At 65.3% G+C, this 13,463-nt stretch carries 12 protein-coding genes; 4 read left to right on the top strand and 8 right to left on the bottom strand.

The window, feature by feature from the left end:
- Positions 1-3: 3 nt before the first annotated feature.
- On the bottom strand, positions 4-237 hold the full coding sequence (locus tag ACZLHH_RS09660; RefSeq protein WP_022579754.1) for a hypothetical protein: 234 nt from the start codon (positions 235-237) through the stop codon (positions 4-6).
- Between the two features lie 82 nt (positions 238-319).
- Between ACZLHH_RS09660 and ACZLHH_RS09655 the strand changes: the two genes are divergently transcribed.
- On the top strand, positions 320-1,309 hold the full coding sequence (locus ACZLHH_RS09655; protein ID WP_024008120.1) for a hypothetical protein: 990 nt from the start codon (positions 320-322) through the stop codon (positions 1,307-1,309).
- A gap of 79 nt (positions 1,310-1,388) precedes the next feature.
- Positions 1,389-1,652: a helix-turn-helix transcriptional regulator gene (locus ACZLHH_RS09650; protein WP_022579756.1), complete on the top strand. Its 264-nt coding sequence runs from the start codon at positions 1,389-1,391 to the stop codon at positions 1,650-1,652.
- A gap of 84 nt (positions 1,653-1,736) precedes the next feature.
- Here ACZLHH_RS09650 and ACZLHH_RS09645 read toward each other — a convergent pair whose 3' ends face one another.
- From ACZLHH_RS09645 to moeB, 7 genes are all read right to left on the bottom strand, one after another.
- Entirely contained in the window at positions 1,737-2,939 is a 1,203-nt protein-coding gene (locus tag ACZLHH_RS09645; protein WP_022579757.1) for a tyrosine-type recombinase/integrase, read from the bottom strand.
- Between the two features lie 307 nt (positions 2,940-3,246).
- The gene (gene guaA, locus ACZLHH_RS09640; RefSeq protein WP_005413109.1) at positions 3,247-4,812 is read right to left on the bottom strand and encodes a glutamine-hydrolyzing GMP synthase; all 1,566 of its coding nucleotides are present in this window, start codon (positions 4,810-4,812) and stop codon (positions 3,247-3,249) included.
- Positions 4,809-5,285 carry a hypothetical protein gene (locus ACZLHH_RS09635; protein WP_180844129.1) on the bottom strand — a complete coding sequence of 159 codons (477 nt, stop codon included), beginning with the start codon at positions 5,283-5,285 and terminating at the stop codon, positions 4,809-4,811. The genes guaA and ACZLHH_RS09635 overlap by 4 nt, the downstream gene beginning before the upstream one ends.
- Positions 5,286-5,392: 107 nt before the next feature.
- On the bottom strand, positions 5,393-6,850 hold the full coding sequence (gene guaB, locus ACZLHH_RS09630; protein WP_005409308.1) for an IMP dehydrogenase: 1,458 nt from the start codon (positions 6,848-6,850) through the stop codon (positions 5,393-5,395).
- A 316-nt stretch (positions 6,851-7,166) separates the two neighbouring features.
- A complete protein-coding gene (gene folD, locus ACZLHH_RS09625) occupies positions 7,167-8,045 on the bottom strand; it encodes a bifunctional methylenetetrahydrofolate dehydrogenase/methenyltetrahydrofolate cyclohydrolase FolD (protein ID WP_014036908.1) in 879 nt (292 codons plus the stop codon).
- Positions 8,046-8,314: 269 nt separating this feature from the next.
- Positions 8,315-10,147 carry a monovalent cation:proton antiporter-2 (CPA2) family protein gene (locus tag ACZLHH_RS09620; protein ID WP_180845185.1) on the bottom strand — a complete coding sequence of 611 codons (1,833 nt, stop codon included), beginning with the start codon at positions 10,145-10,147 and terminating at the stop codon, positions 8,315-8,317.
- Between the two features lie 523 nt (positions 10,148-10,670).
- Complete coding sequence (gene moeB / locus ACZLHH_RS09615) at positions 10,671-11,807, bottom strand: molybdopterin-synthase adenylyltransferase MoeB (protein WP_180845186.1); 1,137 nt, start codon at positions 11,805-11,807, stop codon at positions 10,671-10,673.
- A gap of 89 nt (positions 11,808-11,896) precedes the next feature.
- On the opposite strand from moeB, the gene ACZLHH_RS09610 reads away from it, so the two are divergent.
- Together ACZLHH_RS09610 and ACZLHH_RS09605 are read left to right on the top strand one after the other, a co-directional pair.
- Positions 11,897-12,712: a helix-turn-helix domain-containing protein gene (locus tag ACZLHH_RS09610; RefSeq protein ID WP_180845187.1), complete on the top strand. Its 816-nt coding sequence runs from the start codon at positions 11,897-11,899 to the stop codon at positions 12,710-12,712.
- A 74-nt stretch (positions 12,713-12,786) separates the two neighbouring features.
- A complete protein-coding gene (locus tag ACZLHH_RS09605) occupies positions 12,787-13,422 on the top strand; it encodes a LysE family translocator (RefSeq protein WP_180845188.1) in 636 nt (211 codons plus the stop codon).
- Positions 13,423-13,463 lie beyond the last annotated feature (41 nt).

Raw genomic sequence — 13,463 nt, 5'->3', positions numbered from 1 at the left:
GACTCAGTTCCCCGTTCCGTACAGGGACTCGTCGCTCAATGCCTCGGCGATCTGCGAGGTTCGGAAGTAGACCCGCCGGCCGATCTTCAACCGAGCCTTGTTGATCCGCTGCGTCCACTCGTTCGTCGCGCGCAGGCTGATCCGCAATCCATCAGGCGATCGATCCAGGACAGAGGCGAGCTGCGCCATGCTCAGCAGCGGGCCAAAGCGTTGCAGCAGCGTGTCTTCTATCGTCATTGCGTAAACCTCCGTTATCAACTGAATTGCAACGAAGGTTAGGCGCTATTGGGGGTTGCCTACATCTTATTAGTTGTCCAAAATGGTTGACATGAAGAACGATCCAACCATTGTCATCTGGGAAGGCTGCGATCCCACTGTCTCGGAAGCCATCGAGCAGTTTGAGGATCGCTGGCGGCCGTATTCCGCCTCCTCGCGGCGCTACCCCATCGTTGGGCTGATACAGGAACTCATTGACCCCGCCGTGGCTGCGTACACGGCGACGCTGCCACAACGCTACTTGGGCCATATCCCCGGAGCAGGGACAGGGGTGGGCCTCAGCGGGATCATTCGACTGGTTGGACTTGATGCGATGGTTCGCATGCAGCGGCAGTTGCTGCGCCAGTTCATCAAAACGGAGGATAGGCAGACGCCAAGAGATCGGCGGTTTGTTGCGACACTCGAATCGTTGATTGGGCTTGTATGGGACTGCGCCTGCAAACGGCCGGTGAAGTCGAAGGTGCGCGACACCCGACTGAATGGCGAACGCCTCCAGGGGTTCTGCCGGTTCTGCGGATCACTCGCCGAGCTGACCTCATTCGCCGGCGGGAGCGATGATCCGAAGGCGGACGATCCAGAGGAAAAGCTTCGACTAAGCAGCCTGTATTGCCTGGATCACCGGCCTAAATTGCCGAGCGGCGCATGGAACCCTGTCTACAGACAAGCAAGGCGATCCCTCGCGCAATTCGACCTCGAACTGGCGAGACTCAACCAGCAATGCGCGAAGCCGGCCACTGCCCAAGTGAAATCGGGCGATCAACTGGTTGACAGCTACTTCTTCCACTATGTCGCGGGCCAAACCTTACAGCCGGCGGACAAGGCAGAGCTGCGCAATCAAGCACGGCTGATGGTGGACTCGAAGCTATCGGATCGCAAAAAGCAGATGCTGATGCTCCAGTGGTCTGGACTCAATCAGTCGGAGATTGCGCGAAAGCTCGGCATCGAGCGCCAAGCGGTATCGAAGGCGCTGGCGGCGATCCCCGCAATGTTCCGCTTGAGTACAAAGCCGCGCTCACGGCGTCAACCTAATTGACCAACTAATAGGACGAAACAATCCGCATTGCCAGGCACCATCAGGCACATGTTCGCAAGTGACTGAAAGAGGCCAGGGGATGCAGGCAACGACAAGCAAGACGCTCATCAATCGGAAGAAGCTACTGGCGATGATCCCGCTGTCTGAGCGCACGATCTTCAACATGGAGCAGCGCGGGGAGTTTCCGCGCCGGATCGCACTCACCAGCCGAAACGTCGCCTGGGACTTGGCCGAGGTCGAGGAATGGATAGAGGCGCGGAAGTCGTCGGGCACTCAGGCCATGCGCCCTGGCTTCACTCCGTCTGCCGTGGCCGGCGGCTCTGCTGCCCCTTTTAGCGGCTAAAACGCTGCGCCCCTCAAGTGTCAATGAAACCCGAGGCCATGCCTCGATGCTCAGGCGGCGCTGCCTAACCTGCCTTCGTCTGGTTTACACCTTCGGCCGTCTCAGCGTCCATTCGTCGATCATGTCCGCCCAGTCCTGCAACATCGCCGTGCGCTGCTCGCGGTACTCGGCCTTGTTGTAGACGGCCCTGACGCCTCTCTGCTCGTGTGCCAGGCACTTCTCGATCCAGTCCGTGTTGTAGCCGGCTTCATGCAACAACGTGCTGGCCGTGCGCCGCAAGTCATGTGGCCCGAACTTGGCGAGCGACCGCCCCTCCTTCTGCGCCAGCCGATACGTCAGCGTCAGCACCTGGTTGAGCGTGGCGCTGCTCATGGGTAAATCCGAGTCATACCGCGACGGAAGCACGTAGTCCGATCCCCCTGCGAAGGTTTTCAGGGCAATGAAGATGTCCAGCGCCTGCCGGGACAGGAACACCAGGTGCGGATTGCGCCGCTTCATCCGCTCCTTCGGGATCGTCCAAAGCGCGTCGCTGAAATTGATCTCGCTCCATGTCGCGTTAGTCAGCTCGCTCTTGCGCACCATCGTCAACAGCAGCAGCTTGGCCGCCGCCCGAATGGATGGCGCTGTGCCGATGCGCTCCATGTACTGGTACATCAGGCCGATCTCGTCGGGCGTCAGCGCACGGTCGCGCGGCTCGAACTTGGCAATGGTCGTCGGGCGCACCAGCTCGGCCGGGTTCTCGACCTTCTGGCCGCGCTCGATGGCCCAGCGAAAGACCTGGAGCACCACCTCGCGGACATGCACGGCTGTCGCCGGCGCGCCGCGCTCGACGATGGCATCGGTCAGCGCGCGCAAGTCTTCGTGGGTGATCTCCACCAGCTTCTGATTGCCGAACTTCGGCTTCAGCTCGCGCTCGTAGACCGAGCGGCGCATGTCGCGGGTGGAGTCGGCCATCTGGTAGCCGCGCAGCCACTTTTCCGCCCAGGCCCCGAACGTCTCCGCGTCCTTGACGCGGGCCTTGTCCCGCGCCTTTTCCTTGGCCGGTGACTTCCCGGCCGCGACCATCTTCTTGGCCTCGCCCAACCGCTCGCGGGCTTCCGCCAAGGTGATGCCGCCGACACCGTAGCGGCCGAAGGTGATGGTCTCCTGCCTACCGTGGATCGAGTAGTTGTAGCGGAACGAGATCGCTCCGGCGGCCGTGACGGCTACATAGAGGCCGTCACGGTCATTCACCTTGTAGAGCTTGTCCTTCGGCTTGAGGTTGCGCAGCTTGGTATCGGTCAACATGGTTCTCGCCCTGATTCAGCTCAAATACCATGATCAGAAAACCGGCCCATCCTGGCGTAAAACAACAATTAAATCATCGTCTTACACAAATTCGATACCATGAACATCCGCAAGGTGGTTGCATGGTATTGGCGACTTCTCATGGCATAGAAGCATTCAATGCCATCCATCATGCCATGAAAAAACGGTGCTTGGCGATGCCAAATGTTGCCAGGCGGTGCTGAACGAAATCACAAAAAAGCCCGCAGTGACGCGGGCTTAGGTGTGTTTTAGTGCTACTAGATGCCAGCCAGTGCCAGACGCCGGATCACTCCCACTCAATAGTCGCCGGCGGCTTCCCCGAGATGTCATAGACAACCCGCGACACCCCCCGCAACTCATTGATGATCCGGTTGCTCACCGTCCCCAGGAACTCATACGGCAGATGCGCCCAGTGCGCCGTCATGAAGTCAATCGTCTCCACGGCCCGCAGTGCAATCACCCACTCATAAGCGCGCGCATCGCCTACCACGCCCACCGACTTCACCGGCAGGAACACGGCAAACGCCTGGCTGGTCTTGTCGTACAGGTCCGCCTTGCGCAGCTCATCAATGAAGATGGCATCAGCCTTCGCCAGCAGCTCGGCGTATTCGCGCTTCACTTCGCCCAGGATACGCACGCCCAGGCCCGGGCCCGGGAACGGATGGCGGTAGACCATGGTGCGCGGCAGGCCCAGTTCAACACCCAGGCGGCGCACTTCGTCCTTGAACAGCTCGCGCAGCGGCTCCACCAGGCCCAGCTTCATGTGCTCCGGCAGGCCGCCCACGTTGTGGTGGCTCTTGATCACATGCGCCTTGCCGGTCTTGCTGCCGGCCGACTCGATCACGTCCGGATAGATGGTGCCCTGCGCCAACCACTTGGCGTTCTTCAGCTTGTTCGACTCTTCATCGAAGATCTCAACGAACAGGTTGCCGATGATCTTGCGCTTGGCTTCCGGGTCGCTCACGCCTTCCAGCGCGGCGAAGTAACGGTCGGCGGCGTTCACGCGCACCACCTTTACGCCCATGTGCTCGGCGAACATCGCCATCACCTGGTCGCCTTCCTGCCAACGCAGCAGGCCGGTATCCACGAACACGCAGGTCAGCTTTTCGCCGATGGCCTTGTGCAGCAGCGCGGCCACCACGGACGAATCAACGCCGCCGGACAGGCCCAGGATCACTTCGTCATCGCCCACCTGTTCGCGCACGCGGGCGATCTGGTCGTCGATGATGTTGGCGGCGGTCCACAGGGTCTGGCAGCCGCACACGTCCACCACGAAGCGGCGCAGCAGCGCCTGGCCCTGCAGGGTGTGGGTCACTTCCGGATGGAACTGCACGCCGTACCAGCGCTTTTCTTCGTTGGCCATGGCGGCCACCGGAATGCGGTCGGTGGTGGCGGTGATGGTGAAGCCCGGCGGTGCAACGGAGACGTGGTCGCCGTGGCTCATCCAGACATTCAGCTTCGGCTCGCCGCCGTGGTCGCTCAGGCCCTTGAACAGCGCATCCGGGTTGATCACGTTCACTTCGGCGTGGCCGAATTCGCGCTGGTCAGCGGCTTCGGTGGCACCGCCCAGCTGCGCAGCCAGGGTCTGCATGCCGTAGCAGATGCCGAAGATCGGCAGGCCACTGTCGAACACTTCCTGCGGCGCGGCCGGGGCACCCGGCAGCGTGGTCGATTCCGGGCCACCGGACAGGATGATGCCCTTGGCGCCGAACGCGGCGATCTCGGCCGGGTTGTGGTCCCACGCCCAGATTTCGCAGTAGACGCCCAGCTCGCGGATGCGGCGGGCGATCAGCTGCGTGTACTGCGCGCCGAAATCGAGGATGAGGATCTTGTCGTTATGGATGTTGGTCATGGTGCCGTTCCAGTGGTGTTTTTCGCAGCGCCCGGCGCTTCAAGGCTCTGCGTCAGCGTGGCGATGAACGCCTCGCGTTGTTGAATATGTGAGGTGTCTTCCTCGTCCCAGCGCAGCATCAGCAGGCCATGCGGTGCGTTGGGGTTGGAGCGGTCGGCGCGCGGCAGCTCGGCGATTTCCTGCACGTCGGTGCCGGGCACGATGCGCCGTTGCAGCGCCGCCATCGAAGCGCCCGAATCCGCAGCGCCCCAGGACGCCCAGCGTACGCTCATCCGTGCGGGCTCCAGCGCGCCCAGTACTGGCGTCAGCACCGGATCATCCGGCCCGTGCAGCAGCTCGGTAATGCACTGCAGCGTGACCTGCAGCGGGCGCTCGCCGGTGCCCTTCAGCAGCCAGCGCTGCTCGCCAGCGGCCTGCACCTGCCAGCCCTTCGGCAGCGAGAACGCGTTCTGGCACGCCTGCACGTCCTGCAATTGCGAAACCGCCGCGCCCGGAGACCCGGAGCGCGGCGGCGGTTCGGACAACGAACAGCCTGCCATCAGCAGGCTGCCCGTAATCGCAAGAGCAGTTCGCAAGCGCATCAGGCGCGGTAGTTCGGCGGCTCTTTGGTGATGGTCACGTCGTGGACGTGGCTCTCACGCTGGCCGGCGCCGCTGATCTTCACGAACTTGGGCTTGCTGCGCATGTCTTCGATGGTGGCGCAGCCCACGTAGCCCATGGTGGCGCGCAGGCCGCCCATCAGCTGGTGGATGATGCCGCCCACCGGGCCGCGGTACGGCACGCGGCCTTCAATGCCTTCCGGCACCAGCTTGTCGGCGGTGGCGGCGTCCTGGAAGTAGCGGTCCTTCGACCCCTTCTCCATGGCAGCCAGCGAACCCATGCCGCGGTAGCTCTTGTACGAACGGCCCTGGTACAGCTCGGTCTCGCCCGGCGATTCTTCGGTACCGGCCAGCAGGCCACCGACCATGATGGTCGAGGCACCAGCGGCCAGCGCCTTGCCGATGTCGCCCGAGTAGCGGATGCCACCGTCGGCGATCAGCGGAATGCGGTCCTGCAGCGCTTCGGCCACCAGGTCAATGGCGGTGACCTGCGGCACGCCAACGCCGGCGACGACGCGGGTGGTGCAGATCGAACCCGGGCCGATGCCGACCTTGACTGCGTCCGCGCCGCTGTCCAGCAGCGCCAGTGCGGCTTCGCCGGTGCAGATGTTGCCACCGATGACCTGCACGTTCGGGAAGTTCTTCTTGACCCAGCTGACGCGGTCCAGCACACCCTGCGAGTGACCGTGCGCGGTATCGACCACGATCACGTCCACGCCGGCGGCGACCAGCGCTTCCACGCGGCGGTCGGTATCGCCACCCACGCCGACGGCAGCGCCGACCAGCAGGCGGGTCGACAGATCCTTGGCAGCGTTCGGGAAGTCGGTGTTCTTCTGGATATCCTTGACGGTGATCAGGCCACGCAGTTCGAACGAATCATTGACCACCAGCACCTTTTCGATGCGGTTGCGGTGCAGCAGCTGCAGCACTTCGTCGGACGCAGCGCCTTCCTTGACCGTGATCAGGCGATCCTTCTTGGTCATGATGTGGCGGACCGGATCGTCCAGCTCGGTCTCGAAGCGCATGTCGCGATGGGTCACGATGCCGGCCAGCAGGCCGTCGCTGCCCACCACCGGCACGCCGGAGATGTTGTGCGCCTGGGTCAGGGCCAGCACGTCGCGGATGGTGGTTTCCGGGCCGACGGTGATCGGGTCGCGGATGACACCGGCCTCGAACTTCTTGACCTTGGCCACTTCCGCGGCCTGCTGTTCCAGGCTGAGATTCTTGTGGATGATGCCCATGCCGCCGAGCTGGGCCATGGCGATGGCCAGGCGGGCTTCGGTGACGGTATCCATGGCTGCGGACAGGATCGGAAGCTTGAGCTTCAGGTCGCGAGTCAACCGCGTTTCGAGGTTGACGTCCTTGGGCAGGATGGTCGAGTGGGCGGGGACGAGCGAGACGTCGTCGTAAGTGAGTGCTTCAGCCTGGATGCGCAGCATCGGCATACCCGAGATGTGGGGAAGCGCGACATTTTACCCTGTTTTCGCGCCGTGTGGCAGGGGGTAGATGCGACGCAGTGTCGCGCGGGCGGTGATTGGTTCAGGGGGCCATCCGGGTGGGCGCATACCGCCTTTGGTAGGTGCCAACCTTGGTTGGCACGGCCCATCCGGCACCTGGACCCCAGATGGGCCGATGGCCCCGATGGATGTGTGCCAACCAAGGTTGGCACCTACCAGGAGCGGGTCACCGGCGTGCCCCAGCATTGTGCCGACCAACGGTCGGCACCCACCGAAGGCAGATCTCCCCAACAGCAGGTCAGCTCAGCGCTTCCGCGGCTTCCAGGGTGTTCTGCATCAGCGTGGCCACGGTCATCGGGCCCACGCCACCCGGCACCGGGGTGATCCAGCTCGCCCGCTGGGCAGCGGCCTCAAACCCGACATCACCCACCAGCCGGCCGTCATCCAACCGGTTGATACCGACATCGATCACCACCGCGCCCGGCTTCACCCACTCGCCCGGCACGATGCCGGGGCGGCCCACCGCCACCACCAGGATGTCGGCGTTGCGCACGGCCTGTTCCAGCACGTCCTTGGGGGTGAACTTGTGGCAGCTGGTCACGGTGCAGCCGGCAATCAGCAGCTCCAGGCCCATCGGGCGGCCAACGTGGTTGCTCACGCCCACGATGGTGGCGTTGCGGCCGCGCACCGGCTGGTCGGTGTGCCCCAGCAGCGTGGTGATGCCGCGCGGGGTGCACGGGCGCAGGCCGAACTCGCGCAGGGCCAAGTGGCCGACGTTTTCCGGGTGGAAGCCGTCCACGTCCTTGCGCGGGTCGATGCGCTGGATCAGGCGGCGCGCGTCGGGGATGCCCGGCAGGGGCAGCTGGATCAGGATGCCGTTGATCTTCGGATCGGCGTTGAGCTGGTCGATCAGGTCGAGCAGTTCGGCCTCGGTGGTACCGGCCGGCAGATCGTAGTCATGCGCTTCGATGCCGACCTTCTCGGCGGCACGGCGCTTGTTGCGCACGTAGACGGTCGAGGCCGGGTCGCCACCGACCAGCACCACGGCCAGGCCCGGGCGGCTGCCACCGGCGGCCACGCGGGCGTCGACGCGCACCTTCAGGCTGTCGAGCAGGTCCTCGGCGATGCGGCGGCCATCAAGGATGCGGGCAGGAAGCTGGGGGGCGGAATCGGTCATCGGGAGCAGGCGTGGGGCGGCGGGGACGCTATTGTCCCCGATTCAGGCCCCCTCGCCCACCGCGGAATGGATCCCGATGGGGTCGGATGCCTTTGCCGCAGGCAAAGGGCTCTGACCCCGGGGTTACGCAAATTGCCAACCTCCGGTAGTGCCGGCCGCTGGCCGGCAACCTCATGACGTCTGAACGTTTCCGCATCTGCCGGCCAGCGGCCGGCACTACCGACGGATGGTGCGCTGAGGTTGCCGGCCAGCGGCCGGCACTACCGGGGCTACTCTTCCTCTTCCGGCACATCCTGCGGATTCAGCGTCTTGCTCTCCCGCTTCGGCGCGGTGAACGGCGTCGGCGTCGGTACGCCCTGCGGGCTGTTGCCGTAGATCATCCGCGCGCCGGCATTCAAGCCACCGCCGGCAATCTCCAGCTCGAAGCGCTCGGCGTCGCGGCGGCGGATCTGCTCGGCAATCTCCACCGCATCGTCTTCGTCCGCACCCAGTTCCACCAGCGCGGCCTGGCCGAACAGGACTGCCGATTCAAACGTCTCGCGGATCTGGAAATCGACACCGGCATGTATCAACCGCAGCGAATGCTCGCGGTCGAACGAACGCACCATCAGCTTGGCCTGCGGGAACTCATGCGCCACCAGTTCCACGATGCGGTCGGCGGCATCGGCCTTGTCCACGCACACTGCAATCGCACGCGCAGTCGCTGCACCGGAGGCATGCAATACATCCAGACGCGTGCCGTCGCCGTAGTAGATCTTGAAACCGAAGCGCGCCGCGCTCTGGATCATCTCCACATCGTTGTCGATGATGGTCACGTCCACGTCGCGCGCCAGCAGCGACTGGCTGGCAACCTGGCCGAAGCGGCCGAAGCCGATCAGCAGCACGCTGCCGGACAGGCCATCGGCCTCGTCCACGCCGTCCATGTTCACCGTCGGCTTCGGTGCGATGCGCTTGTAGACCAGTACCACCAGCGGGGTCAGCGCCATCGACAGCACCACCACGGCGGTGAAGTTGGCATTGATCTCCAGGTCGATCACGCCGGCCGATGCGGCGGCGGAGAACAGCACGAAGGCGAACTCGCCGCCCTGCGCCATCAGCACGCCACGGTCCAGCGCCTGCGCGTGGTCGCTGCCCATGATGCGCGCCACCACGTAGATGCACAGTGCCTTGGCCGCCATCAGCGCCAACACCAGGCCGAGGATCAGCTGCCAGTGCGCGGCCACCACGCTCAGGTCCAGCGCCATGCCGACGCTGAGGAAGAACAGGCCGAGCAGGATGCCGCGGAACGGCTCGATGTCCGCTTCAATCTGGTGCCGGAAGGTCGACTCGCTCAGCAGCACACCGGCGAGGAACGCGCCCATCGCCATCGACAGGCCGGACAGCTGCATCAGCAGCGCCGCGCCCAGCACCACCAGCAGCGCGGCGGCGGTCATCACCTCGCGCGCCTTCGATTCGGCCAGCACGCGGAACAGCGGATTGAGCAGGAAGCGGCCAACCAGCACCAGGCCGACGATGGCACCAACACCAATCGCCACCGACAGCCAGCGCGAGCCTTCGCCATCAGCACTGCCCGCGCTCGGGCCCATCCAGGCCACCAGCGCCAGCAGCGGCACAATCAGCAGGTCTTCGAACAGCAGGATGGAGACGATCTTCTGCCCCGACGGCAGCGCGATGTCACCACGCTCGGCCAGCAGCTGCATCACCACCGCGGTGGAGGTCAGCACGAAGCCGGTGGCACCGATGAAGGCCACCTGCCATGGCAGGCCGAACAGCTTGGCGATACTGGTCAGCACCACCGCACAGGTGACGATCTGCAGCGTACCCAGCCCGAAGATCTCCTTGCGCAGGCTCCACAGGTGCGAGGGCCGCATCTCCAGGCCGATCACGAACAGGAACATCACCACGCCGAGCTCGGCGGTATGCAGGATGGCCTGCGGGTCGGAGAACCAGCCCAGCCCGAACGGTCCGATCGCCAGGCCGGCAGCGAAGTAGCCCAGCACCGAGCCCAGGCCGGCCCGGCGGAACAACGGCACCATCACCACCGCCGCGCCCAACAGGGCCACGACCTTGACCAGCTCGCTGGTCGCTGCTTCTACCGCCATGCGGTGTTTTCCCCAAGATCCAGAATCGGGTTCAACAATAGAGCAATGCCGATGACGGCAATAGCACGCATGTTGCGCCGGATTGTCTTGGAGGTGGAACGATGAAGGGAGCGCCCCCATCATCATCCCGAAACCATGCATGCGCGCCGATGGGTGCCAACCATGCATGCGCATCGGCGGGCGCCAACCATGCACCCGCTTCGGTAGGTGCCAACCTTGGTTGGCACGAAAACGCCGACCAAGGTCGGCATCTACCAACGCATTCCCCGGCCAGCCTCACCCACCCCGGCAAAACGCCGCGTAATCGATATACCCCGGGAACGACACGCCCGGCGCGCACACCGGGCAATGCGGGTCCGGCCGGATGCCGGATTCCGAAACCATGCATGCGTGCCGATGGGTGCCAACCATGCATGCGCATCGGCGGGCGCCAACCATACACCCGCTTCGGTAGGTGCCAACCTTGGTTGGCACAAGAGCGCCGACCAAGGTCGGCATCTACCAATCCACTCCCCGGCCAGCCTCACCCGCCCCGGCAAAACGCGGCGTAATCGATATACCCCGGGAACGGCACGCCTGGCGCGCACACCGGGCAATGCGGGTCCGGCCGGATGCCGGTCTCGCGGAAGCGCATGCCCAGCGCATCGAAGCGCAGCAGGCGCCCCACCAGCGGCTCGCCGATGCCCAGCAGCAGCTTCAGCACCTCGGTGGCCTGCAGCACACCGGCCAGGCCAGGCAGCACCCCCAGCACGCCGGCCTCGGAACAGTTCGGCGCGAACTCCGGCGGCGGCGGCTCCGGAAACAGACAGCGGTAGCACGGCGCCACGCCACGCTGGCGGCCGGCGTCAAACACGCTTACCTGGCCGTCAAAGCGCTCGATCGCGGCGTACACCAGCGGCTTGGCGTGCTTGATGCAGGCGTCGTTGAGCAGGTAGCGCAGCGGGAAGTTGTCAGACCCATCCAGCACCACATCCACGCCCTCCAGCAGCGCATCCACGTTCTCGGAGGTGACCCGCTCCGGCACCGCCTCGACCTCGATCGACGGGTTCAGCGCCAGCAGCCGCTCGCGCGCGGAATCGACCTTGAGCTGGCCGACGCTGGCCTCGGTATGCACGATCTGCCGGTGCAGGTTGCTGCGCTCCACGCGGTCATGGTCGGCGAAGCGCAGGTGCCCTACCCCGGCCGCAGCCAGATAGAAGCCGGCCGGGGCGCCCAGCCCACCTGCGCCCAGCACCAGCACGCGCGACTGCTGCAGCGTGCGCTGGCCGGCCTCACCCACCTGGGGCAGCAGCAGGTGGCGCGAATAGCGGTCGTAGAAATCGCGGTCGGCGGCGCTGGCCAGCGGCTGCACCAGCGGCAGCGACTGCTCACGCCAGGCCACGGTACCCCCCGTCACGGAAGCGACGTGGGTGTAGCCGGCCTGCAGCAGGAACTGCGCGGCATCGGCCGAGCGCTTGCCGCTCTGGCAGATCAGCAGGATCTCCTGGTCGTGCCGTGGCAGGTGTGCGGCCGGGTCGGCCTGCAGCTCGCCCTTGGCCACGCCGCGCGCGCCCTCGGCCATCCCGCCGGCCCGCTCGTGCGCCTCGCGCACATCGATCAGCACCGCGCCATGGGTCAGGCGCTCGCGTGCCTGCGCGGGGGAAAGCTCTTGGATGCTCATGGCCGCATTATCGCGCAGACACCCTCGACGCGCCTTGCCCCGAACATGGCACCATGCGGGCGTTGCTCCCTCCATCCCGGAACCGCTGCATGCGCTCTGCCACCGAATTCTGGCGTGACCCGCGCATGCCCTTCGTCGAAAGCCGACGGGCGTGCGACAGCCGCGCCTGCCATCGCCCGCACAGCCATGACACCTTCTCGATCGGCGCCGTGGACGCCGGCAGCAGCCTGTTCACCGGCGCCGCGAAAGGGCCGCGTCTGCTGCAGCCCGGCAATCTGGTCGGCGTACCCGCAGGCCGCGTGCATGCCTGCAACCCCCTGCCCGGCCAGGTCTGGAGCTACCAGATGTTGCACCTGGATGCGCGCTGGATGGCCGAAGTCCGCGCCGAGTATGACGGCCTGCCCGGACCCGACTGGCAGCAGGAACCCATCCGGATTTCCAACCATCACCTGCGCTACCAGCAGTACTGCCAGCTCAACGAGACGCTGTTCTCCGACGATCCGGTCAGCGTCAAGGAAGCGGCCCTGATCGCGTTCGTCGGCGATCTTGATGAACACGATGGTGTAGCCGTCGCCGGCCCGCCTGAAGACGCCGCACTACAGCAGCGGCTGCAACCGGTGATGGACGTTCTGCGCCAGCGGCTCGAACACACCCCGGCCCTGCAGGAGCTCGCATCGCTGGCAGGCATGAGCCGCTACCAGCTGATCCGCGCCTTCCGACGTGCCACGGGCCTGACCCCACACGCCTGGCAGATCGACCAACGCATCCAGGAGGCGCGTCGGCGGCTATGCGAAGGCGAAGCGCTGGCCGTGGTCGCGCATGCACTGGGCTTTGCCGACCAGAGTCATTTCCAGCGGGTCTTCAAGGCCCACGCCGGTGCGACCCCGGGCCAGTACCGGCGTTGAGCCCGCAATAACGTTCAATACCACCGCGCGGCACATCCCCAGACTGGCGCCCCAGCCAGCCGCCGCCGGACCCGATGGAACAGTTCCTGATCATCGCCACCGTTCATTTTCTCGCCCTGCTATCACCCGGTCTCGATTTCTTCCTCGTTGCACGCACCGCGATCACCTCTGGCTGGCGCACCGCCAGTGGCGCCTGCGCAGGCATCGCCGTTGGCAACGGCGTCTTCATCGTGGCGGCTTTCACTGGAATGGCCATGCTGCGCGCGGGCAGCGCAGGGTTCATTGCGGTGCAGTTGGCGGGCTGCGGGTTCCTGCTGTACCTCGGCACGCTGTTCCTGCGCCATGCGGGTTCGACGACGCTGCAGGCAACTGACGCTGCCGCCGGATCGCGAGCGGACGGTGCCCACGGATGGTGGAAGGCGGCAGGGCTGGGCGCCCTGTCTGCGCTGCTGAACCCGAAGAATGCGCTGTTCTACGCAACGTTGGCGGCAATGCTCAACGGCCCGCAGGCCAGCGCCGCAACAAAGTTCTTCTATGGCGCGTGGATGTTCGGCATCGTCCTGCTATGGGATCTGCTGGTAGCCGCGCTGGTCGGCCACCCGTGGGTGCTGGGCCGATTCGCACGCGCCCTGCCCTGGCTGGAGCGCGCCGCAGGGCTCCTGATGATTGCGCTGGCGCTATGGATCGTCGTGTCGCTGTGGGTGGGCTGATGCCGGCGATTCGCGCCTGTCGCAATAGCGTTCAATACCGC

The sequence above is a fragment of the Stenotrophomonas sp. 28608_Sma genome (assembly GCF_056486185.1).
Note: the sequence above shows the minus strand (reverse complement) of the source record. Positions and strands in the feature narration are given on the sequence as shown.